The 25822-nt window shown below is 63.3% G+C and carries 21 protein-coding genes and 1 riboswitch; of the genes, 11 read left to right on the top strand and 10 right to left on the bottom strand.

Annotation, left to right across the window (positions count from 1 at the left end):
- Window positions 1-125: 125 nt before the first annotated feature.
- Window positions 126-2441, top strand: a complete 2316-nt coding sequence (locus AC07R0_RS15305) for an ATP-binding protein (protein WP_495105478.1) — start codon at window positions 126-128, stop codon at window positions 2439-2441.
- A 72-nt stretch (window positions 2442-2513) separates the two neighbouring features.
- Here AC07R0_RS15305 and recQ read toward each other — a convergent pair whose 3' ends face one another.
- Window positions 2514-4385: a DNA helicase RecQ gene (recQ, locus tag AC07R0_RS15310; protein WP_495105479.1), complete on the bottom strand. Its 1872-nt coding sequence runs from the start codon at window positions 4383-4385 to the stop codon at window positions 2514-2516.
- 173 nt (window positions 4386-4558) lie between these two features.
- Between recQ and AC07R0_RS15315 the strand changes: the two genes are divergently transcribed.
- Window positions 4559-5245: a hypothetical protein gene (locus AC07R0_RS15315; protein WP_495105480.1), complete on the top strand. Its 687-nt coding sequence runs from the start codon at window positions 4559-4561 to the stop codon at window positions 5243-5245.
- Between the two features lie 2 nt (window positions 5246-5247).
- Here the strand turns inward: AC07R0_RS15315 and AC07R0_RS15320 are convergent, their stop codons facing one another.
- Complete coding sequence (locus AC07R0_RS15320; protein ID WP_495105481.1) at window positions 5248-6081, bottom strand: oxidoreductase; 834 nt, start codon at window positions 6079-6081, stop codon at window positions 5248-5250.
- 92 nt (window positions 6082-6173) lie between these two features.
- Between AC07R0_RS15320 and AC07R0_RS15325 the strand changes: the two genes are divergently transcribed.
- The 3 genes from AC07R0_RS15325 to AC07R0_RS15335 are packed head-to-tail and all read left to right on the top strand — an operon-like array spanning window position 6174 to window position 9171.
- Window positions 6174-7082, top strand: a complete 909-nt coding sequence (locus AC07R0_RS15325) for an AraC family transcriptional regulator (RefSeq protein ID WP_495105482.1) — start codon at window positions 6174-6176, stop codon at window positions 7080-7082.
- Between the two features lie 36 nt (window positions 7083-7118).
- Complete coding sequence (locus tag AC07R0_RS15330) at window positions 7119-8162, top strand: homocysteine S-methyltransferase family protein (RefSeq protein WP_116607580.1); 1044 nt, start codon at window positions 7119-7121, stop codon at window positions 8160-8162.
- Between the two features lies 1 nt (window position 8163).
- Window positions 8164-9171, top strand: coding sequence for a Gfo/Idh/MocA family protein (locus tag AC07R0_RS15335; RefSeq protein WP_495105483.1), 1008 nt, complete (start codon window positions 8164-8166; stop codon window positions 9169-9171).
- A 61-nt stretch (window positions 9172-9232) separates the two neighbouring features.
- On the opposite strand, the gene AC07R0_RS15340 is transcribed toward AC07R0_RS15335, so the two are convergent.
- The 7 genes from AC07R0_RS15340 to AC07R0_RS15370 all read right to left on the bottom strand — a co-directional run bounded on the left by AC07R0_RS15340 (window position 9233) and on the right by AC07R0_RS15370 (window position 14690).
- Window positions 9233-10009, bottom strand: a complete 777-nt coding sequence (locus AC07R0_RS15340; protein ID WP_116607578.1) for an IclR family transcriptional regulator — start codon at window positions 10007-10009, stop codon at window positions 9233-9235.
- Between the two features lie 25 nt (window positions 10010-10034).
- A complete protein-coding gene (locus AC07R0_RS15345; protein WP_495105600.1) occupies window positions 10035-10433 on the bottom strand; it encodes a RidA family protein in 399 nt (132 codons plus the stop codon).
- 21 nt (window positions 10434-10454) lie between these two features.
- Window positions 10455-11225: an amino acid ABC transporter ATP-binding protein gene (locus AC07R0_RS15350; RefSeq protein WP_495105484.1), complete on the bottom strand. Its 771-nt coding sequence runs from the start codon at window positions 11223-11225 to the stop codon at window positions 10455-10457.
- Window positions 11226-11235: 10 nt separating this feature from the next.
- The gene (locus AC07R0_RS15355) at window positions 11236-11904 is read right to left on the bottom strand and encodes an amino acid ABC transporter permease (protein ID WP_495105485.1); all 669 of its coding nucleotides are present in this window, start codon (window positions 11902-11904) and stop codon (window positions 11236-11238) included.
- Between the two features lie 5 nt (window positions 11905-11909).
- Window positions 11910-12572 carry an amino acid ABC transporter permease gene (locus tag AC07R0_RS15360; protein WP_495105486.1) on the bottom strand — a complete coding sequence of 221 codons (663 nt, stop codon included), beginning with the start codon at window positions 12570-12572 and terminating at the stop codon, window positions 11910-11912.
- Between the two features lie 97 nt (window positions 12573-12669).
- Window positions 12670-13506 carry a transporter substrate-binding protein gene (locus AC07R0_RS15365; protein WP_495099873.1) on the bottom strand — a complete coding sequence of 279 codons (837 nt, stop codon included), beginning with the start codon at window positions 13504-13506 and terminating at the stop codon, window positions 12670-12672.
- A 257-nt stretch (window positions 13507-13763) separates the two neighbouring features.
- Complete coding sequence (locus tag AC07R0_RS15370; protein WP_495105487.1) at window positions 13764-14690, bottom strand: LysR family transcriptional regulator; 927 nt, start codon at window positions 14688-14690, stop codon at window positions 13764-13766.
- Between the two features lie 108 nt (window positions 14691-14798).
- On the opposite strand from AC07R0_RS15370, the gene AC07R0_RS15375 reads away from it, so the two are divergent.
- Both AC07R0_RS15375 and AC07R0_RS15380 read left to right on the top strand, forming a co-directional pair.
- On the top strand, window positions 14799-15236 hold the full coding sequence (locus tag AC07R0_RS15375; protein WP_495105488.1) for a PACE efflux transporter: 438 nt from the start codon (window positions 14799-14801) through the stop codon (window positions 15234-15236).
- Between the two features lie 95 nt (window positions 15237-15331).
- The gene (locus AC07R0_RS15380; RefSeq protein ID WP_495105489.1) at window positions 15332-16411 is read left to right on the top strand and encodes a YncE family protein; all 1080 of its coding nucleotides are present in this window, start codon (window positions 15332-15334) and stop codon (window positions 16409-16411) included.
- Window positions 16412-16449: 38 nt separating this feature from the next.
- Here AC07R0_RS15380 and AC07R0_RS15385 read toward each other — a convergent pair whose 3' ends face one another.
- On the bottom strand, window positions 16450-17058 hold the full coding sequence (locus AC07R0_RS15385; protein WP_495077459.1) for a Crp/Fnr family transcriptional regulator: 609 nt from the start codon (window positions 17056-17058) through the stop codon (window positions 16450-16452).
- Window positions 17059-17164: 106 nt separating this feature from the next.
- Window positions 17165-17248, top strand: a riboswitch (S-adenosyl-L-homocysteine riboswitch).
- 26 nt (window positions 17249-17274) lie between these two features.
- On the opposite strand from AC07R0_RS15385, the gene metH reads away from it, so the two are divergent.
- From metH to AC07R0_RS15405, 4 genes are all read left to right on the top strand, one after another.
- Entirely contained in the window at window positions 17275-20022 is a 2748-nt protein-coding gene (metH, locus tag AC07R0_RS15390) for a methionine synthase (protein WP_495105490.1), read from the top strand.
- A 170-nt stretch (window positions 20023-20192) separates the two neighbouring features.
- Window positions 20193-22424: a putative bifunctional diguanylate cyclase/phosphodiesterase gene (locus tag AC07R0_RS15395; protein WP_495105491.1), complete on the top strand. Its 2232-nt coding sequence runs from the start codon at window positions 20193-20195 to the stop codon at window positions 22422-22424.
- Entirely contained in the window at window positions 22421-23512 is a 1092-nt protein-coding gene (locus AC07R0_RS15400) for an ABC transporter substrate-binding protein (RefSeq protein WP_495105492.1), read from the top strand. Before AC07R0_RS15395 ends, AC07R0_RS15400 begins: the two co-directional genes overlap by 4 nt.
- The gene (locus AC07R0_RS15405; RefSeq protein ID WP_495105493.1) at window positions 23509-25791 is read left to right on the top strand and encodes an ATP-binding protein; all 2283 of its coding nucleotides are present in this window, start codon (window positions 23509-23511) and stop codon (window positions 25789-25791) included. The genes AC07R0_RS15400 and AC07R0_RS15405 overlap by 4 nt, the downstream gene beginning before the upstream one ends.
- The last annotated feature ends 31 nt before the right edge of the window (window positions 25792-25822 follow it).

Consider the following 25822-nt stretch of genomic DNA (forward strand, 5'->3'; position numbering starts at 1 on the left):
CCAATTTTCAGGATTTATCCCTATGCGGGTTCTACCGGGCATATTTCACGGGCCATGTCTTCCCATGCTTGACAGCCTGCGTTATGGTGCGGCAACAAACCACTTTGTGGCTAGGGAGCATTTCCATGGCGAAGCGCTTGGTTTCCGATTCTGCCCACGCACCGTTGATTCCGTCACCGGGGCTGAAGGCTGCGCCGGTGCTGGATTTGATGTGCTCGCACTTTGTGCTGACCCTGGTGGCGCGCCAAGGCCCCAAATTCAATGTGCGGCGCGACCTGAACAGCCTGCTGGCCATGGCCGGCAGGCACCTGGTGTGGCCGCAGCCGGTGTTGCTGCGCCTACGTGAATTCCTGCTGCGCCGCTGCAAGGACAACGAGTTCTGGCGTGGCCATGACGACCTGGGTACCACCGAGTTCCTGGAGCGCCATGGCATCTGGCGCGGCCCCTATGAAGAGGGCACGCTGTTCTTCTACCTGGATGAATACGCCAAGGACCAGCCGAAAGACCTGCTGTCTGCCCTGGCGGTCACCGGCGAATGGCTGACCCACGCGCTGAAGAAACAGTCCACCCTGGTGGAGAAGAACATCGACGCGTTGTCCGGCCTGCTGCAGTTGAACAAGGCCGAGCGTGCGCTCTTGCTCTACGGTACCTTGGCCCGCTACCAGCGTGACCTGCGCACCATCCTGGTCGAGGTCAAGGTGAACAACGCGCCCGAAGCCTATGCGGCCATTGCCGAGGTCGCCGGCGTCAGCCCGGCCGAGGTGGGCGAGGCCCTGCGTGCCGGCTCGCGGCTGGAGCGCATCGGCCTGGTGGAGAACCTCATCTCCGAACACAACATCACCGACCTGGCCGACCTGATGAAGGTCAGCGAAAAGCTGCCACCCGTGCTGATGCGCGAATACCGCGACCAGAGCGAGCTGATGGCCGTGTTCACCCGCCCCGCCACCAAAAGCGCGCTGGCATTGACTGACTTCACCTACGTGCTGGACGACACCCAGGTGCTCGTGTCCCTGCTGCGCAACGCCGTGGCGCGCAAGGAACCCGGCGTGAACGTCTTGCTCTACGGCCCACCCGGCACCGGTAAGACCGAGCTGGCCCGCGTCGTCGCCCAGGCCGCCGGGCTGGACCTGTTCGAGGTGGAATACGCCGACCGCGACGGCAACTCGCTCAGCGGGCGCGACCGCTACCGCTCGTTGCAGATCGCCCAGGTCTTCCTGAAAGGCAGCGTGCAGGCGGCGCTGCTATTCGACGAAGTGGAAGACGTGTTCCCACCCATCAGCTCCGAGGCCGCCCAGCTCATGGCGCGGGCCGAGCAGGTGGCCGCGCCCAGTTCCGGTTCGGTCAGCGGCAAGGCCTGGGTGAACCAGATTTTGGAGTCGAACACCGTGCCCACCTTGTGGGTGACCAATCGCATCGAGCAGATCGACCCGGCCTTCCGCCGCCGCTTCGCCTACCACCTGGAACTGAAGTCGCCGCCGCCCGGCGCACGCGAAGGCCTGGTGCGCAAGACGCTGGAAGGCGTGCAGGTGTCGGACGCGTTTGTGGCCAAGCTCACCGAGCGCAAAGGCCTGACCCCGGCGCAAATCCGCACCGCCGTGCGCTTCGCCGGGCTGGTTACACCGCAGACCGACACGGCCTTTGAGAGCCTGATCGAGCGCCAACTGAAGAACGCCGACCAGGCCCTGGGAAACCGCTTGGCCGATGCCGGCGAGCGCCCCTTTGTCACCCAGTACAGCCTGGACATGCTCAACGTCGAAAGCCGTTTCGAGGTGCCGCGCATCGTGCAGGCGCTGAAAGCCCGCGGTCACGGCACGCTGTGCTTCTACGGCGCCCCCGGCACCGGCAAAACCGCGCTGGCCGAGCACATCGCCAAGGCGCTGGACAAGCCTTTGTTGGTCAAGCAGGCCAGTGACTTGATGAGCAAATTCGTCGGCGAAACCGAACAGAAGATGGCCGCCATGTTCAAAGAAGCCGAGGCCGAAAAAGCCGTGCTGCTGCTGGACGAGGCCGACAGCTTTTTGCAAGACCGTCGCGGCGCCCAGCGCACCTACGAGGTCACCGAGGTCAACGAAATGCTGCAAGGCATGGAGCGCTACCGTGGCATTTTTGTCTGCACCACCAATTTGCTGGACCGCATAGACCAAGCCGCGCTACGCCGCTTCACCTTCAAGATCCAGTTCAAGCCCCTGCTGCGCACGCAGCGCGAAACCATGTTCGTGGTGGAAGCCCTGGGTGGCGATGCCAGCCGGCTGGACGACAGCCTGAAAGCCCGTTTAGCCCGCATGGACCAGCTCTGCCCCGGCGACTTTGCCGCCGTCAAACGCCAGGGTGAAATTCTGGATGCGCAGCTGGCTCCGGAGGAGTTTATGGATCAGCTGGAGGCCGAGCACCGCATTAAACCCGAGGTGCGTGAGTCCCGGGGCATGGGGTTTATGCACTGAGGGCGTGGCCCGCTCGACTTCCAAGCCAAACAGGCCGCCAGCGCATGTTTTATCTGCGCGGGCAGCTATTATTTACGTAGCAGTATCGGCGCAAACCCGCAGCACGGCTTCGCCATAGGCTTCCAGCTTTTTCGTGCCCAGCCCGCTTACGCCGGCCAGCGCGTCCAGGCTGTCCGGCGCCAGGGTTGCGATGGCGGCCAGGGTGGCGTCGTGGAAGATCACATAGGCTGGCAGGTTGTGTTCGCGGGCCACCTCGGCGCGCCAGGCTTTCAGCGCCGCGAAGCGGACCTGGGCTGCGTCGTCCAGTGCGGCCGCCACGGCGGATTTGGCGGCGCTGCTGCCGTTTTTGCCGCTGCGGTCGCGCTTGGGCTTGCGTTCCGCTGGGCCGGACAAGGACGCGCGCAGCATCAGCGGCACCTCGCCCTTCAGCACGGCGCGCGAGCCTTCGGTCAGGCACAGCGTGCTGTATTCGCCTTCCACCGCCACCCCGCCAATCGCAATCAGCTGGCGCAGCACGCCGCGCAGCTGCTGTTCGCTGTACTCCGCACCCAGGCCGAAGGTGCTGAGCGTGCTGTGGTTGAACTGGTTCACCTTGTCGGTGGTCTTGCCGCGCAAGATGTCCATGATGTGGCCGGTGCCAAAGCTAATACCGCTCATTTGCTGGATGCGGTAAATCGTGGACAGCAGCTTGCGCGCGGCCTCGGTGCCGTCCCATACCTGCGGCGGCTCCAGGCAGTTGTCGCAGTTGCCGCAGGCGTGGGAGGTTTCCCCAAAGTATTTCAACAGCCGGACCCGGCGGCAGTCGGTGGCCTCGGCCAGTCCCAGCAGTGCATCCAGCTTGCCGCGCATCACCTGCTTGAATTCTTCGCCGGCCGGGCTCTCGTCGATCATGCGGCGCTGGTTCACCACGTCCTGCAGGCCGTAGACCATCCAGGCATCGGCGGCCAGGCCGTCGCGGCCCGCCCGCCCGGTTTCTTGGTAGTAGCCCTCGATGTTTTTCGGCATGTCCAAATGTGCGACAAAGCGCACGTCGGGCTTGTCGATGCCCATGCCGAAGGCAATGGTCGCCACCATCACGATGCCTTCTTCGCGCAGAAAGCGGTCCTGGTGCGTCTGGCGCAGTTTCGCGTCCAGCCCGGCGTGGTAGGGCAGGGCGTTGATGCCGTGCTCGCACAGCATCTGCGCCACCTCTTCCACCCGCTTGCGCGACTGGCAATAGACCACGCCCGCGTCTTCGTCGTGCTCGCGCTCGATGAAGCGCAGCAGCTGCGTGGTCGCGTCCTTTTTTTCGACGATGGTGTAGCGGATATTCGGCCGGTCAAAGCTGCTGACGAAATGCTGGGCTTCTTCGAGTTGCAGGCGTTCGACGATGTCGGCCCGGGTCAGCGCGTCGGCGGTGGCCGTCAGCGCAATCCGCGGCACGCTGGCGTAGCGCTGGTGCAGCACCGTCAGCGCGCGGTATTCGGGGCGGAAGTCGTGGCCCCACTGGCTCACGCAATGCACTTCGTCAATCGCAAACAGGCTCAGTTGCCGGCGCGCCAGCAGATCGTCCAGCAGGTCCAGAAAGCGTGGCGTGGTGATGCGCTCGGGCGCCGCGTACAGCATGGTGATGTCGCCGCGCACCAGGCGCCGCTCCACGTCCAGCGCCTCGTCGAACGACAGGGTGGAATTCAAGAACGCCGCCTTGACCCCCGCCTCGTGCAGCGCGCCCACCTGGTCGTGCATCAGCGCGATCAGCGGCGAAATGACGATGGTGATGCCGTGCCCGTCCAGCTGCCGCGCAATCGCCGGGATCTGGTAGCACAGCGACTTGCCGCCGCCGGTAGGCATCAACACCAGCGCGTCACCGCCGGCGACTACATGCTCGACGATGGCCTGCTGCGGCCCCCGGAACTGCTCGTAGCCAAAGGTTTCATGCAGGATGGCGAGAGGGGACGAGGACAATGCGATGCTCTGGAATTTGTAGCTGCTGGCGCAGGTGGTGATTGCGCTAGGGGCTGATTTGAGGGGTAAACCAGCGTGGGGCTGGTGGGAAGGTGCTATTGTGCCCGGGGCTGGGGCGGGGGGAAGACGTGATGGTGCTTCTGTATATTGAGCTAAAACTCTTAGGCCCCCGCATGAAGCGCACGAGATCCACCGCTGAACTCCGGCTGCAATTGCAGGAACAACTGCATTTGCTGCAAAGTTATTGCAAGTTGTTTGATGCAGGTGATTGGCTGGCAGCAAAGCCCATGTCAACAGCGCTGCGGGTACTGCTACACCATCCGGACCGCCCCAAGCCAGGTCAAGGGGCGTTACTTGCTCAACTTAGTCTCAGAGGAGGCTTTTGGTTGGACTCTACCCGCGTCGTGGGCATGCCTCCGGCAAAAGGCGAATGGAGTTGGCCTCAGTTGCTGATGATGCAGTTAGGTGAACAAAGTACAGGTTTTCAGCCAAGGCTCTTTGGACCTGAAGTTCGTCAGCGAAGAACCTCGTTCATGGAGTGGTGGACTAGAGAGCTTGCGACCCATCCAACATACGGATCAATCAGTCGTAAGAAAATTGTTGTCGGGATGGCCGATCAGGATGGCGGAGCGCACGTAGACGGTTACGTTGATCAAAGTTACGACGCTTTTTCAAGCGGTGCTTACTTCAATATTACGATTGGCGATAAAAAAGAGTTAGCCCGAGGGGCCACGCATGCTTGTATACGCACCATAGCGCACGAGATCATACTTACCATTTATCGATATGCATCCGGGGCCGTCGTTACTCCGTATCGTTGGTCTGCGTTGGGAAGCACAGATATCAACTCTGTGCCATAAATTTAGAACTCCCCATCCGTAGTCACTGACAGAGCTTGCCAAGCCTCCAACTCCCCCCGCAGCGCCTCAATCTTCGTCCCAATCACCGCCACAGCGTCGCTACCCGCCGCAAAGCGCAGCGGTGGCTTCGGATGCGCCGCCAGCTGCAGCAGCACCGCAGCCAGCCGCGCCGGGTCGCCGGGCTGCAGGTGGTTGCGGGCACCAAAGCCTGCGCTGATCTGTGCCGACTGCGCGGCGTAGTCGGCGATGGCCTGGCTGCCAAAGCGCATCGACTGGCCGTCCAGAAAGTCGGTGCGGAACGCGCCCGGCTCCACGATGGTGACGCGGATGCCGAACGGGGCCAGCTCTTGCGCCAGCCCTTCGGAGAAGCCTTCCACAGCGAACTTGCTGGCGCAGTACAGCGAGCCGCCCGGGATGCCGCGCATGCCGGCGATGGACGAGAGGTTGAACACATGGCCGGCGCGCTGCGCGCGCATCACCGGCAGCACGGCGCGGGTGACGTGGAACAGGCCGAACACATTGGTGGCGAACTGCTGCTCCGCATCGGCCGCCGTGCTTTCTTCAAACAGACCTAGCTGGCCGTAGCCCGCGTTGTTGACCAGCACGTCGATGCGGCCAAAGCGGGCCACGGCGGCTTGCACGGTGGCCTGGGCCTGGGCGGCGTCGGTGACGTCCAGATCCAGCGCCAGCAGGCGGTCGTCGGTCTGTTGGATGCTGTCGCGCTTGCGGGCGGTGGCGACCACGTTGTGGCCGGCGGCCAGCGCGGCCTGCACGGTGTGGGCGCCGATGCCGCGCGCTGCGCCGGTGATGAACCAGGTGTGGGGTTGGAAAGACATGGGTTGCTCCTGAATGGTGAAGAGCTTGACTATCCGCGTGCCGGCCTGTGCAGCGGTAGCCTGATGCTGCGCAGCTCTTGCATAATCCTCGCATGTTGCCCTTGCCTACGCCGGACTCGCTCAAAGAGCTGTGTGCCTTGATTGCACAACACTGCCATGAGCGCCGGACCAGCACCGCCATCCCCCGCGTCGGCCTGGTGCGCTCCGATACCCCGACGCTACCCATGGGCGTGGTCTACCAGCCCATGCTGTACATCGTGGCGCAAGGTGCCAAGCAGGCGCTGCTGGGTGACAACATCGTGGAATACGCTGCCGGCCAGTATTTGGTGGTGTCGGTGGACTTGCCCATCACCGGCTCGGTCATCCAAGCCAGCCCGGAGGCGCCGTATCTGGCGTTGTCCCTGGAGCTGGACCCGGCGGTGCTGGCCGACATGCTGCTCACCCTGCCTGGTGCAGCCCAGGACGCCCCCTTGCCCGGCCTGGCGGTCAGCCCGGTGACACCGGATCTGCTGGATGCCGCCGTGCGCCTGCTGCGCTTGCTGGACCGGCCGGCCGACATCCCCATGCTGGCGCCGCTGGCCGAGCGCGAAATCCTGTACCGATTGCTGACCGGCGCCCAGGCGCCCATGCTGCGCCAGATCGCGCTGGCCCACAGCCGCATGGCCCAGGTGGGCCGGGCCATAGGCTGGATACGCGACCATTTCGCCGAGCCGCTGCGCATAGCCGCGGTAGCGCAGCGCGCCAACATGAGCGCCTCCACCTTCCACCGGCATTTCAAGGCTGTCACCGCCATGAGCCCGCTGCAGTACCAGAAGCAGATCCGCCTGCAGGAGGCCCGGCGCCTGCTGCTGGCCGGCCAGGCGGATGCGGCCAGCATTGGCTTCACCGTCGGCTACGAGAGCCCGTCGCAGTTCAGCCGCGAATACGCCCGCATGTACGGCCAGCCTCCGCTGCGCGACGCCGTACGCCTACGCAGACTGGGGCCACTGGTCGCGGTGTAGTGGGGCGGTGCCGGGGTTTCCTACAATCGAGCCCTCATGAAAACGCCCACCTACACCCGCGCCCAACAACTGCCCGCCATCCTGGCGCAACGCATTGCCATCCTGGATGGTGCGATGGGCACCATGATCCAGCGCTTCAAGCTGACCGAGGAGCAGTACCGCGGCGAGCGCTTCAAGGACTTTCACAAGGACGTGAAGGGCAACAACGAGCTGCTCAGCCTGACCCGGCCGGACGTGATCCGCGACATCCACGAAGGCTACCTGGCCGCTGGCGCCGACCTGATCGAGACCAATACCTTCGGCGCCACCACCGTGGCCCAGGAGGACTACGACATGGCCGACCTGGCGATCGAGATGAACTTCGAGTCCGCCAAAATCGCCCGCGCCGCCTGCGACAAATACAGCACGCCGGACAAGCCCCGCTTCGTCGCCGGCGCCCTCGGCCCCACGCCCAAGACGGCCAGCATCAGCCCCGATGTGAACGACCCCGGCGCACGCAACGTCAACTTCGAGCAGCTGCGCAAAGCCTATTACGAGCAGACCAAGGCCCTGGTCGAAGGCGGCGCGGACGTGATCCTGGTGGAGACGATTTTCGACACGCTGAACGCCAAGGCCGCGCTGTTCGCGGTGGACGAATACTTTGAAGACTCGGGCCAGCGCCTGCCGCTGATCATCAGCGGCACGGTGACCGATGCCTCGGGCCGTATCCTCAGCGGCCAGACCGTCACCGCCTTCTGGCACAGCGTGCGCCACGCCCAGCCGCTGGCCGTGGGCCTGAATTGCGCGCTGGGTGCGGCGCTGATGCGCCCCTACATCCAGGAGCTGCACAAGGTGGCGCCCGATACCTTCATCAGCTGCTACCCCAACGCCGGCCTGCCCAACCCGATGAGCGACACCGGCTTCGACGAAACGCCTGAAGTCACCTCGGCCCTGGTGCGCGAATTCGCCGCCGAAGGCCTGGTCAACATCGTCGGCGGCTGCTGCGGCACCACGCCCGACCACATCGCCGCCATCCACAACGCGGTGAACCCGCTGCCCGGCCGCGTACTGCGCCCGTTCTTCTACAAAGAGGCTGCCTGATATGCAAAAAGTGCGCTGGGGCGTGTTGAGTACCGCCAAGATCGGTATGGAAAAAGTCACCCCGGCGCTGCTGCGCAGCCAGTGGTGCGATGTGCAGGCGATTGCCTCGCGTTCGCTGCCCTCGGCGCGCGCTGCTGCCGACAAGCTGGGCATTCCCACTGCCTACGGCTCCTACGAAGAGCTGCTGGCCGACCCGAACATCGAGGCCATCTACAACCCGCTGCCCAACGACTTGCACGTGCCCATGACCCTGGCCGCGGCGCGCGCCGGCAAGCATGTGCTGTGCGAAAAGCCGATTGCGCTGAACGCCAATGAAGCGGCCCAGCTGCGCGAGGTGGCCGGCAAGGTGCACATCATGGAAGCCTTCATGGTGCGCTTCCACCCGCAGTGGCTGCGCACGCGCGAGCTGGTGCAAAGCGGCGCCCTGGGCGAGCTGCGCACGGTGCAGGCCTGGTTCTCCTACTTCAACCGCAACCCCGACAACATCCGCAACGATGCGGCCAAGGGCGGCGGCGCGCTGTTCGACATTGGCTGCTACCCCATCGTCGCCGGGCGCTTTCTGTTCGGCGCCGAGCCGGTGCGCGTGATGGCGCTGGCCGACATGGACCCCGAGTTCAATGTGGACCGCACTTTCAGCGCGCTGCTGGACTTTGGTGGCGGCCGGCACCTGGACTTCACCGTGTCCACCCAGTCCACGCCCTACCAGCGCGTGCAGGTGGTGGGCACGCAGCAGCGGGTGGAAATCGAAATTCCGTTCAACGCGCCACCATTTGAGGCCACCCGCATCTTCATCGACAACGGCAAGGCCCTGGGCGGAGCCAGCGCCACGGTGGAGAGCTTTGCACCCTGCGACCAGTACAGCCTGGAAGGCGATGCGTTCTCGCTAGCGGTCCGCGGTGAAGCGCCGCTGCTCTACGGCGTGGAAGATGCGGTCCAGAACATGCGCATCATCGACGCGCTGTTTGCCTCGCAGCGCAGTGGGCGCTGGGAAACCCTGGTTGCTATCTAATTAATAGCTACTAGCGCAGGTACTACCTGCGCTAGAGGCATATTTGACGGTTGTTTTGCCGTCAGGTAGCACGTAGCCTCTGCGTCAGATCGCTGGCGGTGCTGACCAGGCAGTCCAGATATTCCTTCTGATTGCGCTGCCCATCCTCACGCGGGGCGACCAGGCACAGCGTGGCGATGCACACCTTCTCGCCCTGGTACACCGGCGCTGCGAAGCACTGGGTGAAGCTGTCGACGATGCTGCCGCAGGTGAAGTACCCGGCGGTGCGGGCCTCGCGGGCTTCTTGGAGGAAGGCCTGGGTATCGAGCCAATCGCCGTTCGGCAGCTTGAAGTCTTCCTTGGGGATCAGGTTCAGAATTTCGCCGTCCGATAAATGCCCCAGCAGCAGGCGCCCGGACGCGGTCCAGGGAATCGGCATGGCTTCGCCCACGTTGGACGAGATGCGGAAAGGGCGTATGCCTTCCTTCATCAGCGCCACCGTGTATTTGTTACCGTCCAGCATGCAGAGCTGGGCGGTTTCGCGGGTTTCCTGGGTGATGCGGACCAGCGACTTTTCGCATTCGCGCATCAGGTCGAAATGCTCTGCATACGCGCTGCCCAGGAAGTGCAGCTTGCGGCCCAGAAACACCTGGCCTTCGCTGCCGGAATATTCCAGCACCCCGTGCTTGAGCAGCAGATTGATCAGCTCGTAGACGGAAGAGCGCGGCGCGCCCAGCAGTGCTGCAATTTCATTCGGCCGTGCCGGTTTGCGGTGCGATCTGAAAAAGTCGAGGATCTCGAAAGCGCGGTCCAGCCCTCTGGAGCGGCGATTGGAGAGACTGTCATCGACAACCGTCATGGATAAGGGCTTCCGTTGCTGGATTTCAGGGGTTTGTGTTGTTGCCACTTTTGCGCTTGTAGGCAATGCAATCGACTTCGACCTTGCAGTCGACCATCATCTGCGCCTGTACGCAGGCACGGGCTGGCGGATTATCCCCAAAATACCCGGCGTAGATTTTGTTGAAGGTCCAGAAGTCGCGCGGATCGTCCAGCCACACACCGACCCGCACCACGTCTTCCACGCCGTAGCCGGCTTCGGTCAGGATGGCGATGAGGTTCTCAATGGTTTTGTGGGTCTGGGCGACGATGCCGCCGGCGATGATTTCGCCGCCCTCCATGGCCACCTGGCCGGAGACATGCAGCCAGCCGTCCGCCTCTACCGCGCGGGCAAAGGGCAATGCCTGGCCGCCTGCTCCGCGCTCGCCGGCGCCGTATCGAATGATGCTCACAGATGTCCTTTCAATTTAGTTGAAGGCAGAGCTCTTGAGGAACTCGGCCAGCCGTTCGGTTTGGGGTTGGATGAACATCTCGCGCGGATTGCCTTCTTCGGCAATGCGGCCTTGGTTCATGAAGATCACCCGCGTCGAGACTTCGTAGGCGAAGCGCATTTCATGCGTGACCAGCAGCATGGTCATGCCCTCGCGGGCCAGGTCCTTGATGACCAGCAGGACTTCGTTCACCAGTTCCGGGTCCAGCGCGGATGTCACCTCGTCGAACAGCATCAGCTTGGGCTCCATGGCGATGGCCCGGGCAATCGCCACCCGTTGCTGCTGGCCGCCGGATAGCTGGCCGGGGTAGTGGTTGCGGCGCGCCAGCAGACCGACGCGGTCCAGCCAGCGCTCGGCCACCGCGACGGCTTCGTCCCGGCCCATTTTTTTGACCTTGATCAGGCCCAGCGTGACGTTCTCGGTGGCGGTCATGTGCGGGAACAGATTGAACTGCTGGAAGGCCATACCGGTGAGCGCGCGCTGGCGGGCAATCTCCAGTTCGCTCTTGCGCCGCCGCGTGCCGCCGCGTATTTCGTAGCCGATTTCTTGTCCGGCGATGCGGATCGACCCGTCGTTGAACTCTTCCAGCATGTTGATGCAGCGCAGCATGGTCGTCTTGCCGGACCCGCTGGAGCCGATGATGCAGACCACATCGCCCTGCTGCATGGCGCAGTCCACGCCTTTGAGCACTTCCACATCGCCGAAGCGCTTGTGCAGGTTGCTGATTTCCAGAATATTGCTGCTCATCAAGAGGTCCTCACGATGGAATGGTCATTTTTCTTTCCACAAAGCGTCCGAAGCGCTCGATGGAGAAATTGATGCTGAAGTACAGAAACCCGGCCAGAAAATAGAACGGCAGGTTCATGAAGGTGCGGGCAATGATTTCCTGCGAGGCCAGCAGCAAGTCGCCCACGCCGATCACCGACAGCAGGGTGGATGCCTTGACGATTTCCGCTGCGGTGTTGACCCAGGCGGGCAGCACCTGCCGCAGGGCCAAGGGCATCAGTACCGATGCAAAGGTTTGGCGGAATGTCAGGCCTATGGCCTTGGCAGCGTCCATCTGCCCCTTGGGAATGGCTTGCAGCGCACCGCGCACGATCTCGCCCACATGCGAGCTGCAAAACACCGCCAGGGCCAGCACGCCGGCCTGCAGCGGGCTGAGCCCGATGCCGATGGCCGACGGCACGTAGTAGCCGGCCAGCACCAGCACTAGCACCGGGGTGCCGCGCAGAAAGTCGGTGTAGCCACGCGCCAGCCAGCGCAGCGGGCGGCCCCCATAGGTCAGCGCCAGGCCCACGCCTATGCCCAAGACCGTGCCGAGGACGATGGCGCTGGCGGCGATCGCCATGGTCACCCCGAGCCCGTAGGCAATCGAGCCGCGGGCGATCCAGAGCTGCTGGATGAATTCTGAGAATGTGAAGTCCATGGCGGTTACCGGGGGATGGAGAGTTGCCGCTCGATGCGCCGGAACACGGCGGCCAGCACGGCGCAGGTGCACACATAGATCAGGCTGACCACCACCCAGGTCTCAATCACGCGGAAGGATTCCACGTTGATCTTGCGGGCCTGGAAGGTGAGCTCGGGCACCGCGATCACCGCCGCCAAAGAGGTGTCCTTGAACAGTGAAATCACCGTGTTGCCCAGCGCCGGCAGCACGTTTCTGAACATCAGCGGCAAGATGATGGAGGTGCGGATCTGCATCTTGCTCAGGCCTATGGTCTGGCCGGCCTCGCGCAAGCCGGCCGGCACCGACAGCAGCCCTGCGCGAAACACCTCCGCCAGATAGGCGCCTGAATAGATCGCCAGCGTGGCCACGAAGGAGGGGATTTCGTCCAGCTGCAGGCCCACATTGGGCAGCGCGAAATAGGTAAACAGCACCAGCACCAGAATTGGCGTGTTGCGGATGACCGTGACGTACAGGCCCGCGGTGCGGCGCAGCACGCCCAGCTTGGAGGTCAGCGCAAAGCTGACGACGAGGCCGATCAGCATGCCGATGGCAATGCTCTCGGCCGCCAGCACCAGGCTCAGGCCCAGCCCGTCCAGCAAGGGCATGAAGCTGCGCCAGACGGCGGCGAAATTCAGTGTGTAACCCATGTGCAGCCTCGTCTATGCGGTTGGCGGTTTGCGGTTCGCTGATGGGCCATTGCCCTGCCTGGGCAATGGTTTCCGGGTGTCTGTTCAGACGGGGGCTTTATTGGAATTCGACCGGGAAGCCGATCTTGGGCGGTGCCAGCTTGACGCCGAACCAGGTGTTGAAGGACTTGGCGTAGCTGTCAAATTCCACGCCGGTCATGGCTTCGTGCAGGGCTGTGTTCACGAAGTTCAGCCAGTCTTGGTCGCCGCGCTTGACGGCGCAGGCATAGGTTTGCGGGTTCCAGCCGTAGCCCGAGTCGATGTACTTGCCGGCGTTCTGTTTGACGAACCAGGCGATCGACGATTGGTCTGTGGCCACAGCATCCACGCGGCCGGAATTCAAGGCCTGGTAGATCAGGTCTTGCGAGTCGAACTGGGCCACCTTGGCGTTGGGCAAGGCCGCATGCACCATGGCTTCGGCATAGACGTTTTGCAGCACGCCCACCTTGACCGAAGCGTCGGCCTTTTTCAGCGCCGCGTAATTGGCATACGGGCTCTTGGCCTTGAGCATCAGGCCCACGCCTTCGCGGTAGTAGGGAATGGTGAAGGCGACCTGCTGCGCGCGCGCGCCGGTGACGGTCAGGAACTGGCAGGTGATGTCCACCTTGCCGGTGGTGATGTTGGGGATGCGCGCGTCCGACGACTGGTTGACGAATTCCACCTTCTCGGGGTCGTCAAACAAGGCCTTGGCAATGATCTTGGCCATGTCCACGTCAAAGCCCTGCAGCTTGCCGTCCTCTCCCTTGAAGTGCCAGGGCGCGTTGGTGCTGCCGGTGCCCACCACCAGACGGCCTCGCGCAAGAGCCTGTTCCAGGGTGCCGGCGGCAAAAGCCGTTCCCGTTGCAAACACGGAGGTAGCGGCCAATGCCGCCAGTGCCAGAAGTCGAAACGCCATGTTGATACTCCTAAATGCCTAAGTGATGAATAGGTTGCGTCTGCAATAATGGACATGTATCTGCAATTGCGGACGTGCTCAATTATTGTTACTTTTCAGTGACTGTCAACAAGGCGTGCGCGGGCGTTAGAATTTCTGCCACGGGAGGAAGGCAAGGGCTCGCATGCTGCAGCGTGTGCAGCCAAGTGGGTTGGATTGGGTTGCTACTGAATTAGTAGCTGCTTGCGCAGGTATTACCTGCGCTGGAGGCTGATTTCTTATAAATCTGGAGCGGTAGCCGCCAGCAGCTTGCTGGCTTCACGGCTGGCGCTGACCAGGGCGATGAAGCGCCGCGCCGCCAGGCCCAGTGGCCGCTCCTTGGACCAGACCACGTCCACCCATAGCTCCATGTGGTTGGTCAGGTTGTCAAACGGTATCTGCACCAGTGTGCCGGCGGCGATCTGGCTGCGCACGAAGGACTGCGGCAGCCAGCCCCAGCCGATGCCGGCCTCGATCAGGCCCAGCGCGGCGATGTGGTTGTCGGTGCGCCAGCAGTGCCGCGCAAAGGCAAAGCGCCGGTCTATGGTGGCCAGGTCGCGGCTGGCCACCACAATCTGGCGGGTGTTGGTCAGCTGTTCCTCGCGCAGGCCGTCCGGGCTTTGTAGGGTGCGCGCCAGCAGCGCGGGTGCCATCACCGCCACCAGGGTTTCGCTGCTGACCTCTTGAAAACCCTCGCGTCCGTCCAGGCTGGGACGCTCGAACACCAGGGCCAGATTGGCCCGGCCCGCGTGCAGCATGCTCAAAGCGTCGGCCTGCGGTGCGGCCAGCACTTCCACCTCCAGCAGCGGGTATTCCTGCGCCAGCGTGGCCAGCGGGCTGCGCCATTGCGCCGCCAGCAGCTCGGGGGCGATGGCCAGGGTCAGGCGGCTTTCCAGACCTTGCGTCAGCCCCAGAGCCTGGGCGTTCAGCTGCTGCAGCTGGCCGGCGAGCAGGCGGGCCTGCGGCTCCAGCGACCGCGCGGTGGCGGTGGGCCGGGGCTCGCGCCCGCTGCGGTCGAACAGCTCCAACCCCAGTTCGGCCTCCAGGTGGGCGACGGCCATGCTGACCGCCGAAGGCACCCGCCCCAGGGTGCGCGCCGCGGCCGAGAACGAGCCACGGTCCAGCACGGCCAGAAATACCTGCACGCTCTCGGTAGTGAATGCCATGGCTCAATCTATCAATAAAACTGACATAAGCTGACTTTATATATCAGAATTAAAGACATAAAGTGGCGGCATTCCCGGTTCCAAGGCGCCAGCGCCCCCAGATTTGCCATGCAAGGTATCAAGAGAAAAATTGTTTACGTGGGCTTGTTTGAAGCCATTGCCATCCTGGCCAGCACTTATGGTCTGTCCGGCATGTCGGGCCACGGCCTGCAGGAGGCGGGTGTGGTGGCGGTCGCGGCTTCGGCTATTGCGATCACCTGGAACCTGGTGTTCAACACCTTGTTTGAGCGCTGGGAAGCGCGACAGGCCGTGCATGGCCGCAGCGTGGGCCGGCGCATCGCGCATGCCATCGGCTTCGAGGGCGGGCTGACGGTGTTTCTGGTGCCTTTGATGGCCTGGTGGTTCGATGCCACGCTGTGGCAGGCCCTGGTGATGGACCTGGGTTTGCTGATGTTCTTCCTGGTCTACGCCTTTGTTTTCAACTGGGTTTTTGACCGCGTGTTTGGCCTGCCCAGCTCGGCAGTGCGCCAGGCGCAGCCGGCCTAGGTTCAGTGCCGACTGCGGCAATTACGTAAGGATTTGCACCCTGCGCCAAACGCTGGCGCAGTTCTAGGATGCGGCTCTCATCTCTAGGAGTTCCTATGTCCGTGTGCAAATTACTATCCGTGGCGGCCGCTGTCGCAGCCGTTGTTTCCCTGCCCCTGCCCGCTGCCGCGTTTGATGGCTGGCATCTGGATAACGCTACGGCGATTCCCGGCAAGGGCTCGGCCTGGGACTATGTGTCACTGGATGCCGCGCGCGGCCATCTGTTCATTGGTCGGCGCGGCGCGGGTCTGCAGGCCTACGATCTGGCCAAGCACAAGGCGCTGGGCATCATCGGTACGACGGCCAGCGATAGCTCCAATGGTGCCGCCGTGATTTCCGAGTTTGACTTGGGCATTTCATACAACGAAAACGGCACCATCACGCCGTTCAAGCTGTCTACGTTGCAAGCCCAACCGTCTATCAAGCTGGGTGACGATCTGGACTCCGTCCACTATGACTCCGCGACAAAGCGCGTCATTGTCAATATGGGTGCAGAAAAAGACGGTACCGAGTTGCTGGTACTCGATGTCCCCTCGTTGAAGCAGGTTGGCTCCATCAAGGTCAGCACCAAGAAGCCTGAGCACGCGGAAGCCGACGGGCAGGGCAATTTCTACATGGCCTCGCGCGACGAGAACGCGGTGTACCGCATCAACACCAAGGACCTGACCGTCACCGCCCAGTGGCCCACACCCGGTTGCGCCCAGACCAATGGCTTGGCGCTGGATGCGACCAACCACCGCATCTTCCTGGGCTGCCGTGGCAGTGCGACGGTGAAGCCATCTTTTGCGGTGATGGATGCCGACAATGGCGCGATTCTGTACACCTATGAAATCGGTGGCGGTAACGACGACGTGGTGTACGACGCAGAGTTGAAGCGGGTGTTCCTGACCAACGGTGTGAACTCGGTCATGAATGTGTTTGAGCAAGTGGACGCGAACACCTATAAGCCGTCCGAAGCGCTAGGCACCATGGCCGGCGTGCGCACCATGGCCATGGACCACAAGACCAAGAAGATCTACGCCATCACCGCCGAGGGCAGCGCCGACTACAGCAAGAAGATCACCACCAGCGTGTCGCCGTACTACGCCAATACCTTCTTTGACAACAAGTTCTACGTGCTGACCTACAGCAAGTAAGTTACTTGCGACCTAGTTTCGCCCCTTGCGGGGCGAAACTAGGTCGGCATCAGGTGGTCAATCTCTTGCTGCATGGCCTGTACCAGCTGGCTGTAGCGCTTGAGCTTTTCCGAGGTCTCGCGCAGCCGCTCGGCCACGCGCATGGAAATCGCCAGCAGCAGCTTGGCGGCGGTGTGCGGGTCGTCCTGGCTGAGCTTTTCCAGGGCGGCACGCGACAGGATGGCGCAGACCACGTTGGTGCTGGCAGTGCACGAGGCCAGCCGGGCCTGGCCGTCGATCAAGCCCATTTCACCAATCAGGCTGCCCGGGCCCAGCACGGTCACGGTAACCGGGTTGCGCCGGCTGACGATGACGTTTTCTACCGTCACCTCGCCCTCCAGCAGTAGCACCATGTAGCCGGTTTCGCTTTTGTCGCCTTCGACGATGAAGGTGGTGTTTATCGGGATGCGGCGCGGCGTCATATAGCTCACCACGGTCAGTGCCTCTTCGGGCCGCAGCTGCATCAACGCCGTGGGGGCGATGAGCAGTTCGGCTGCCCGGTTGGCGGATTCGGACCCTTCTACGGCCCGCATGCGCTGCTTGGGCAGAAGGTCTTCGGGTTGTTGACCTTGAACGGTTTTCTTGCTGCCAAAGAAGTTTTCAAACATGCTGGGGGAGGGGGGTAGAGGTAACAGATGGTCCGTGCCAGAAGTTTAGAGCTTTCTTGGGGTAGGGGGTAGGCCGGCAGGTGCGCGCATAGCCTTTAAAATCGGTGCTTCCAAGGAGCGTTGCAGCGGGGCTGGTTCCCGTCAGGCTTGGAAAGCTCTGTGTACGAGACCGCAACGACGCTCACCTGAACCATGCCCCCTCCACAGGTGAGTTGAATGTCCGAACCCGTCGCAAATTCCGTCCCCCCCATGCTGTTGTCCGGCCTGGAGCCTGTGCTCATCGGCCCCGGCACGCTGTTCGTCAACATCGGCGAGCGCACCAATGTCACTGGCTCCAAGGCCTTCGCCCGCATGATCCTGAACGGCGAGTTCGACCAGGCCTTGTCGGTGGCGCGCCAGCAGGTGGAAAACGGCGCCCAGGTGATCGACATCAACATGGACGAGGCCATGCTGGACAGCAAGGCGGCCATGGTGCGATTTTTGAACCTGATCGCCAGCGAGCCCGATATCGCCCGCGTGCCGATCATGATCGACAGCAGCAAGTGGGAGGTGATCGAGGCCGGCCTGCGCTGCATCCAGGGCAAGGGCATCGTCAACTCGATCAGCATGAAGGAGGGCGTGGAGCAGTTCAAGCACCACGCCAAGCTGCTGCGGCGCTACGGTGCGGCCGCGGTGGTGATGGCCTTTGACGAAAAAGGCCAGGCCGATACCTATGAGCGCAAGATCGAAATCTGCGAACGCGCCTACCGTATCCTGGTGGACGAGGTGGGCTATCCGCCCGAAGACATCATTTTCGACCCGAACATCTTTGCCGTGGCCACGGGTATCGAGGAACACAACAACTACGCGGTGGACTTCATCGAAGCCACGCGCTGGATCAAGCAAAACCTGCCGGGCGCCAAGGTCTCGGGCGGTGTCTCGAATGTGAGCTTCTCGTTCCGCGGTAACGACCCGGTGCGCGAGGCCATCCACACCGTGTTCCTGTACCACGCGATCCAGGCCGGCATGGACATGGGCATCGTCAACGCCGGCATGGTCGGCGTGTATGACGATCTGGAGCCGGTGCTGCGCGAGCGCGTCGAAGACGTGGTGCTGAACCGCCGCCCCGACGCCGGCGAGCGCCTGGTCGAGATCGCCGAAACCGCCAAGAGCGGCGCCAAGGACGAGAGCAAGCGCCTCGACTGGCGCGGCACGCCGGACCATCCGGTGACAGTGGAGCAGCGCCTGAGCCATGCCATGGTGCATGGCATCACCGACTTCATCGTGCCCGATACCGAAGAGGCCTACCAGGCGATTCTGGCCAAGGGCGGCCGTCCGCTGCACGTGATCGAAGGCCCGCTGATGGCCGGCATGAACATCGTGGGCGACCTGTTCGGCCAGGGCAAGATGTTCCTGCCGCAGGTGGTGAAGTCAGCCCGGGTGATGAAGTCCGCCGTCGCCCACCTGATCCCCTACATCGAAGAAGAAAAGCGACTCGACGAAGCCGCTGGGCGCGACGTGCGCACCAAGGGCAAGATCATCATCGCCACCGTCAAGGGCGATGTGCACGACATCGGCAAGAACATCGTCACCGTGGTGCTGCAGTGCAACAACTTCGAGGTGGTGAACATGGGCGTGATGGTGCCCTGCCATGAGATCCTGGCGCGCGCCAAGGTCGAGGGCGCCGACATTGTGGGCCTGAGCGGCCTGATCACGCCCAGCCTGGAAGAAATGCAGTACGTGGCCGGCGAGATGCAGAAGGACGACCACTTCCGCATCAAGAAGATCCCACTGATGATAGGCGGCGCCACCACCAGCCGCGTGCACACCGCCGTGAAGATCGCCCACCACTACGACGGCCCCGTCGTTTACGTGCCCGATGCATCGCGTAGCGTGGGTGTGGCGCAGAGCCTGCTTGGGGATGGCGCTGCAAACTTCATAGCAGAGCTGAACGCCGACTACGACAAGGTGCGCCAGCAGCACGCCAACAAGAAGCAGACCCCGCTGTGGCCGCTGGCCAAATGCCGGGCCAACAAGACGCCGATCAACTGGACCGGCTATGCACCCAAGACGCCCAAGTTCATCGGCCGCCGCGTCTTCAAGAATTTCGACCTGGGCGAGCTGGCCAAGTACATCGACTGGGGCCCGTTCTTCCAGACCTGGGACCTGGCCGGCCCGTACCCCGCGATCCTGACCGACGAGGTGGTCGGCATAGAAGCCACCCGTGTCTACAAGGACGCGCAGGCCATGCTGAAACGCGTGGTCGAGGGCCGCTGGCTTACCGCCAACGGCGTGATTGCCCTGTACCCGGCGAACACGGTGAATGACGACGATATCGTCTTCTACACCGACGAGTCGCGCAGCGAGGTCGCCATGACCTGGTACGGCCTGCGCCAGCAGACCGAGAAGCAGGCGGTCGATGGCGTGATGCGCCCCAGCCGCTGCCTGGCCGATTTTGTGGCGCCGCGCAGCAGCGGCGTGGCCGACTATGCAGGCATGTTCGCCGTCACCGCCGGCCTGGGCGCCGAGAAGAAGGAAGCCCAGTTCATGGCCGAGCTGGACGACTATTCCAGCATCATGTTCAAGGCCATCGCCGACCGCCTGGCCGAGGCCTTTGCCGAATGCCTGCACCAGCGCGTGCGCACCGACCTCTGGGGCACGGCGCCGCAGGAGGCGCTGAGCGTCGAGGACATGATCGGCGAGAAGTACACCGGCATCCGCCCCGCGCCCGGCTACCCGGCCTGCCCGGACCACAGCGCCAAGCAGGACATGTTTGCGCTGCTGCAATGCCATGAGATCGGCATGGAGCTGACCGAAAGCCTGGCCATGATGCCGGCCGCTAGCGTCAGCGGCTTTTACCTGGGCCACCCGGACTGCGTGTATTTCAACGTCGGCAAGATTGGCGAAGACCAGCTGAAAGACCTGGCCCAGCGCCGGGGTGTGGCCGAGGCCGATCTGCAACGCCTGTTGGCACCCAATTTGTAAAAACCAGGGGCTCGTCCGCATGCGGGCGCCTGGTTTTAGGTGGAAGATGGGGTACTAGAACGTAAACACGTTCTTAGCCGCTCAACTTACTACAAACTTGTACTTTGCTACAGTTTGTAAGAAACTGAGTTAACCACCCACTTAGCGCCACGCCTTCTGCCGGACTGCCCATGGATGACGATGATCTGCTTGAGTTCATAGACACCCCGTCGGCTGCCGAGACCTCTGCGGGTGCGGCCATGCCAGAGGCCTGGCGCATTGTGGTGGTGGATGACGACCCCGATGTGCACGAAAGCACCTCCTACGGCTTGCGTGGCCTGGAGGTCGAGGGTCGTGGCCTGCAACTGCTGCACGCCTATTCGGCCGCCGAGGCCTTGCAGATGCTGCGCGACGAAACCGGCGTGGCCGTGGTGCTGCTGGACGTGGTGATGGAAACCGAAGACGCGGGTCTGGCTACGGTAGGCGCCATTCGCGAAGGGCTGGGTCTGGCGAATCTGCGTATCATCCTGCGCACCGGGCAGCCCGGCCAGGCGCCCGAGATCGAGACCATCCGCCGCTATGACATCAACGACTACAAGACCAAGAGTGAGCTGACCCGCACCAAGCTCTATACCGCGCTGACCACGGCCATCCGCTCTTACGACCAGCTGTGCCGCCTGGACGCCAGCCGGCGGGGGCTGGAGCAGATCGTGGCGGCCAGCAACCAGTTCATTGCCGATGCCGGGGTGCAGACTTTCGCCCAGGGCGTGATCACCCAGATTGCCGGTCTGATCGGCATAGAGGCCGAAGGCCTGGTATGTGCCTGTACCGGCATCAGTGAGGGCACTGCGCAGTACGTGGTGATTGCGGCGGCCGGGCATCTGGCCTATCTGATGCGCCGCCGTATCAGCGAGATCGATGATCCGCACATCGTTGCCAGCCTGACGCAATGCCTGGCGGAGCGCCGCAACCTGGTCACCGAGCGCAGCATCACCTTGTTTTTCGAAGGGCGGGAGTCGGGTGACTTCGCGGCGTTTGTGTATTCGGGCCAGCCTTTGCGCGCTGTGGACATGCATTTGATGCAGGTGTTTTGCACCAATATCGCCCTGTGCGCGGCGAATGTGGAGCTGGTGGCCCGCCTGCGCGACCATGCCTATGTGGACCGCATGCTGGGTTTGCCCAACCGCACCGCTCTGATCGAACATATGGACCGGGCGATCGCTGATGGCGCGGCGCAAGGCAGCGCCCTGGGTCTGATGGACGTGGACCAGTTTGCCGAGACCAACGATATGTTTGGCCACGTGTACGGCGATCTGTTGCTGGTCGCGATCACCCGTCGGCTGCGCGCTCTGCATGGGGGCGACGCGTTTCTGGCGCGCGTGGGTGGCGACACCTTTGCCTTGTTTGGCGCCGAAACCCGGGTCCAGCCCGAGGTGCTGCGCGCAGTGTTCGAGCAGCCGTTCGAGATCGAGGACATTCAGCGTCCGGTGTCCATCTGCATCGGCCTGGTGCGTTGTGATGCGGCCGGCGGTAGCGGCCTGGAGCTGCTGAAGAACGCGTCGATTGCGCTCAAGCGTGCCAAGGAGTTGGGCCAGGGCCGTAGCGCCTACTACTCCGCTGAGATCGGCATTGCCACACGCGAGCGCACCCGCTTGCTGCATGGCCTGCAGCGGGCTTTTGACCACGAACGCCTGTTTGTTGTCTACCAACCGCAAATGTCCTTGCGCACCGGGCTGCCCATAGGTTTTGAGGCGCTGCTGCGCTGGCGTACCGAAGACGGCCAGTTTGTGCCGCCCGATCGCTTCATTCCGGTGGCCGAGCAGTCCGGTCTGATCGTGGCCATCGGCGCCTGGGTCCTGCGCACGGCGCTGCACGCCCACGGCCAGCTGCGTACCGCGGGCATACAGGGCATACGCATGGCGGTGAACGTATCGTCAGTACAGTTCGCGCAGCCCCAGTTTCTGGCCACGGTGGACGAGGCGCTGGCCGACACCGGCATGCCACCCGACTGCCTGGAGCTGGAGATCACCGAGTCGGTGGCCGTGATGGGTATGGAGCGCGTCGCCAGTGTGCTGCGTGCCATCAAGGAGCGCGGCATTGCGGTGGCGATTGACGACTTCGGCACCGGCTTTTCCTCGCTGTCCTACCTGGACCAGTTGCCCGCAGATCGGCTGAAGATTGACCGCGCCTTTGTCAGCTCGCTGGACTCGGGCCGGTTGGGCGCGCGCATTGCCGAGATGATCGTGCCGCTGGGCCACCAGCTGGGCATGCAGGTGTTGGCCGAGGGGGTGGAGACCGAGGTCCAGGCCAACATCTTGCGCAGCCTGGGCTGCGACGAGGCCCAGGGCTACTTGTATGCCAAGGCCATGGTCATCGAAGAGCTATTGCCCTGGCTGGCGCAGCGCCTGGGTAAAAAGCCGTGAAATTCTGGCCCTGGCTGTTGCTGGCAGGGCTGTTGGCAGGCTGCGGCCCCGGCCAGCCGGTGCGCATAGGCTTCATAGCCGGCTTGTCCAATCGCAGCCCGGATGTCGAAGAGGATGGTCGCAATGGCCTGATGCTGGCCATCGAGCAACGTAACCAGACTGGTGGCCTGGGCGGCCACCTGATTGAGTTGGTGGTGCGTGACAGCGGCCAGACGCCGCTGCAGGCCCAGACAGCCATGCAGGCGTTGGTGCAGGCCAAGGTGGTGGCTGCGGTGGGTTCGTTTACCAGCGCTACCGCTGCGCTGGTGGTGCCGCTGGCCGATGCGGCCCAGCTGGTGCTGGTCAGCCCCACGGTGACGTCCATGGACTTTGTGGGCAAGGACGATTACTTTTTTCGCATGAACCGCAATGCGCACGAAAACGCCAGCGCTTACGCGGCCAAGCTGGTGCAAAGAGGCCAGCGCCGCGTGGCCGTGCTGTATGACGTACGCAACAAAAGCCTGTCCAGCTCCTGGGTTCAGGAGTTCCGGGTTGCCTTTGCCGCAGCGGGCGGCCAGGTGGTGGTCGAGGTGCCTTTTGGCGCGGAGGGGCAGGGCGTGGGCGACAGCGTGCGCCAGATGCTGGCCGGCCGGCCGGATGGCTTGCTGTTCATTGCCGGAACGCTGGACGTGGCGCAACTGGCCCAGCAGGCCGAAAAGCTGGCCCCAGGCTTGCCCAAGACAGCCTCGGAATGGGCTTCTGGCGACTATCTGGTTGAACTGGGCGGGCGTGCGGTAGAGGGCATGATGACGGCCCAGGTGTTTGACCGCGCTGACACTTCCGAGCGCTACCGCCGCTTCCGGGATGCATACCAGGTGCGGTTTGCACGGCCACCCAGCTTTAGTTCCGTAGCTGCGTTTGACACGGGTACGGTGCTGCTGCAAGCACTCGAGCGGCGGTCCTGGTATGAGTCGCTCAAGGATGCCTTGCTGAAATACGGCCCCTATGAAGGGCTGCAGCAGAGCATCCAGTTCGACCGCTTTGGCGATGCCACGCGCAAGATGATGTTCACCCAGATCCAGGCGGGTCAATTCGTGCCTTTGCCATGATGGTGTTGCGGCTGCGCAGCTATCTGGGGGGTCTGCTGGTGGCCACCATGCTGGTGACACTGGTGATTGTGGGCAGTGCCATTTTGTGGATGCGTATTCCGCAGATCGAGCAGGCCAACAAGGAAGAGGTGGCCCGGGACATCGGCGAGATGGCCGCCCTGATGGAGATTCTGCTGGGCTCGGTGGAGTCGCGTGTGCAGGTGCTCAGCCAGGCGCTACGGCTGACGCCTGCGTCGCAGGCGAATGCGCTGCTGGACGAAGCCGTGGGCAACGCGCATGTGATGGGGGCCATTTACCTGGTGTCGGGGTCCGGTCGCGTGCTGGCGGCCGGTGTACCCGAGACCCTGCGCGCTCAGCGCGAGGAATGGTTGGGCAGCGATTTGTCGGCGAACCCGCTGTTTCGCGCTGCCCAAACCCGCCAGCAGTTGGTTTGGGGGGATAAATACCTGTCCGTGCTGTCTGGCGTGGTGACAGTGGGGTTGGCATATCCAGTGGATGCCCAGCGTGTGCTGGTGGCAGAGGTGCCGCTATCGTATTTGCTGCGCACCTTCCAGCTGGTGGCGGGCCAGCGCGACTCCCTCATCTGGCTTGTGGATCGGCGCGGCGAGGTGTTGGCGGATACCGAGGGTGGCGCGCTCGTGGGTCGTGTGAATGTGCTGAACCTGCCGCTGATATCGACCTTTCAGCAGGGCCAGGCCTTGCCCGATCTGTTCCGCTTCATGGACAGGAATTTTCATCCCGCTGTATCCCGCTCCATGGACCTGGACTGGTATTTCGTGGGTGGCATGCCCTCCGGCCTGGAGAACCACGAGATCCGTGGCTTGGTGGTGATTGTTTTTACGGTGTTTTTGGGGGCGCTGGTGGTGGGCTTCCTGTTGGCTCCGTTCTGGGCGTCCCGCCTGATACGTCCGCTGCGGCGGATTGTGGTGCGCGCTGGTCAGATATCGGCCGGCGAGCAGGTCAGCCCCTGGCAGCAGGGGACGATCGCCGAGTTCAACAGCCTCTCGGGTGACCTGGAAAAGATGGCGGCCACGCTGCAGGAGCGCCAGCAGAAATCACAGGCCATCTTCAACACCTCGCCGGTGGCGATGTCGGTGACCAGCACGGAATCTCCGTTCGCTTTGCTGGACGTGAATCTGGCCTGGTGCCGGGTGTTCCGGCGGCGCCGTGAAGACGCATTGGGTCGCACCGCGACGGAGCTGAATATGTGGCGCTCCCAAGACGACCGCGCGGCCATGTTTGCCGCGCTCCAGGCTGGGCATGCCACCGCCGAGGCCTGGATGCTGCGCGGTGATGGCGAGCCAGTGCTGATCCAGCTATCGCGCGATACGGTGCAGATCGGGGCTCTGCACATGATGGTCTGGGCCGGGGTGGATATCACCGAGATGTACCGTATCGATAACGCCCTGCGTGAGCTCAACGCCGAGCTGGAGGAGCGCGTGGCGCGCCGTACCGAGGCCCTGGCCAGTGCCAACGACGATCTCTCCACCGCCATTGCCGAGCTGCGCCAGACCCAGACCGACCTGGTGCGGGTCGAAAAAATGGCCGCTTTGGGCGGGCTGGTGGCCGGTGTGGCGCACGAGCTGAACACGCCGCTGGGCAACGGTCTGATGGCGGTGACCGCGTTGGGCGACGAGGTGCGCAAGTTCAGGCAGTCCATGCAGGATGGGCTGCGGCGCACCGCCCTGGAGGAGCTGTTGTCCAGTGTCGAGCAGGCTACCGATATCTCCACCCGCAACCTGTACCGCGCTGCAGAGCTGGTGGCCAGCTTCAAGCAGGTTGCCGTGGACCAGACCAGCGCCCAGCGTCGGCGCTTCGCCCTGGCCGAGGTGGTGGCCGAAATCGTCAGCAGCCTGCGCCCTTCGTTTGCCCGAACGCCTTACAAGGTGGTGGTGGAGATACCGCCCGGGCTGTGGATGGACAGCTACCCTGGGGCCCTAGGCCAGGTGGTGACCAATCTGGTGAACAACGCGGTGCTGCATGGCTTTGAAGGCCGCAACCAGGGCACGGTGCATATCACCGGCGAAGCCCGGGACGAGGGCTGGCTGCTGCTGCGGGTGGCCGACGACGGCCGTGGTATTCCCGCTGATTTGCTGGACCGCATCTTTGATCCTTTCGTCACCACCAAGATGGGCCGCGGCGGTACCGGCCTGGGCTTGCATATTTCCTATAACGCGGTGGTCAGCCTGCTGGGCGGCAGCATCAGCGTACGCAGCACGGAAGGCGAGGGGGCCGTTTTTGAGCTGCTCATGCCCAGCAGCGCGCCCCGGGCGAGTTGAGGGTGACGCTTGAGTGTTAAATGGGCTGCCA

The organism is Rhodoferax sp. GW821-FHT07F03 (assembly GCF_059418745.1).

Coding starts and splice junctions, on each gene's coding strand:
- AC07R0_RS15305 (WP_495105478.1), top strand. CDS start 126: ATGGCGAAGCGCTTGGTTTCCGATTCTGCCCACGCACCGTTGATTCCG.
- AC07R0_RS15315 (WP_495105480.1), top strand. CDS start 4,559: ATGAAGCGCACGAGATCCACCGCTGAACTCCGGCTGCAATTGCAGGAA.
- AC07R0_RS15320 (WP_495105481.1), bottom strand. CDS start 6,081: ATGTCTTTCCAACCCCACACCTGGTTCATCACCGGCGCAGCGCGCGGC.
- AC07R0_RS15325 (WP_495105482.1), top strand. CDS start 6,174: ATGTTGCCCTTGCCTACGCCGGACTCGCTCAAAGAGCTGTGTGCCTTG.
- AC07R0_RS15330 (WP_116607580.1), top strand. CDS start 7,119: ATGAAAACGCCCACCTACACCCGCGCCCAACAACTGCCCGCCATCCTG.
- AC07R0_RS15335 (WP_495105483.1), top strand. CDS start 8,164: ATGCAAAAAGTGCGCTGGGGCGTGTTGAGTACCGCCAAGATCGGTATG.
- AC07R0_RS15340 (WP_116607578.1), bottom strand. CDS start 10,009: ATGACGGTTGTCGATGACAGTCTCTCCAATCGCCGCTCCAGAGGGCTG.
- AC07R0_RS15350 (WP_495105484.1), bottom strand. CDS start 11,225: ATGAGCAGCAATATTCTGGAAATCAGCAACCTGCACAAGCGCTTCGGC.
- AC07R0_RS15355 (WP_495105485.1), bottom strand. CDS start 11,904: ATGGACTTCACATTCTCAGAATTCATCCAGCAGCTCTGGATCGCCCGC.
- AC07R0_RS15360 (WP_495105486.1), bottom strand. CDS start 12,572: ATGGGTTACACACTGAATTTCGCCGCCGTCTGGCGCAGCTTCATGCCC.
- AC07R0_RS15365 (WP_495099873.1), bottom strand. CDS start 13,506: ATGGCGTTTCGACTTCTGGCACTGGCGGCATTGGCCGCTACCTCCGTG.
- AC07R0_RS15370 (WP_495105487.1), bottom strand. CDS start 14,690: ATGGCATTCACTACCGAGAGCGTGCAGGTATTTCTGGCCGTGCTGGAC.
- AC07R0_RS15375 (WP_495105488.1), top strand. CDS start 14,799: ATGCAAGGTATCAAGAGAAAAATTGTTTACGTGGGCTTGTTTGAAGCC.
- AC07R0_RS15380 (WP_495105489.1), top strand. CDS start 15,332: ATGTCCGTGTGCAAATTACTATCCGTGGCGGCCGCTGTCGCAGCCGTT.
- AC07R0_RS15385 (WP_495077459.1), bottom strand. CDS start 17,058: ATGTTTGAAAACTTCTTTGGCAGCAAGAAAACCGTTCAAGGTCAACAA.
- metH (WP_495105490.1), top strand. CDS start 17,275: ATGTCCGAACCCGTCGCAAATTCCGTCCCCCCCATGCTGTTGTCCGGC.
- AC07R0_RS15395 (WP_495105491.1), top strand. CDS start 20,193: ATGGATGACGATGATCTGCTTGAGTTCATAGACACCCCGTCGGCTGCC.
- AC07R0_RS15405 (WP_495105493.1), top strand. CDS start 23,509: ATGATGGTGTTGCGGCTGCGCAGCTATCTGGGGGGTCTGCTGGTGGCC.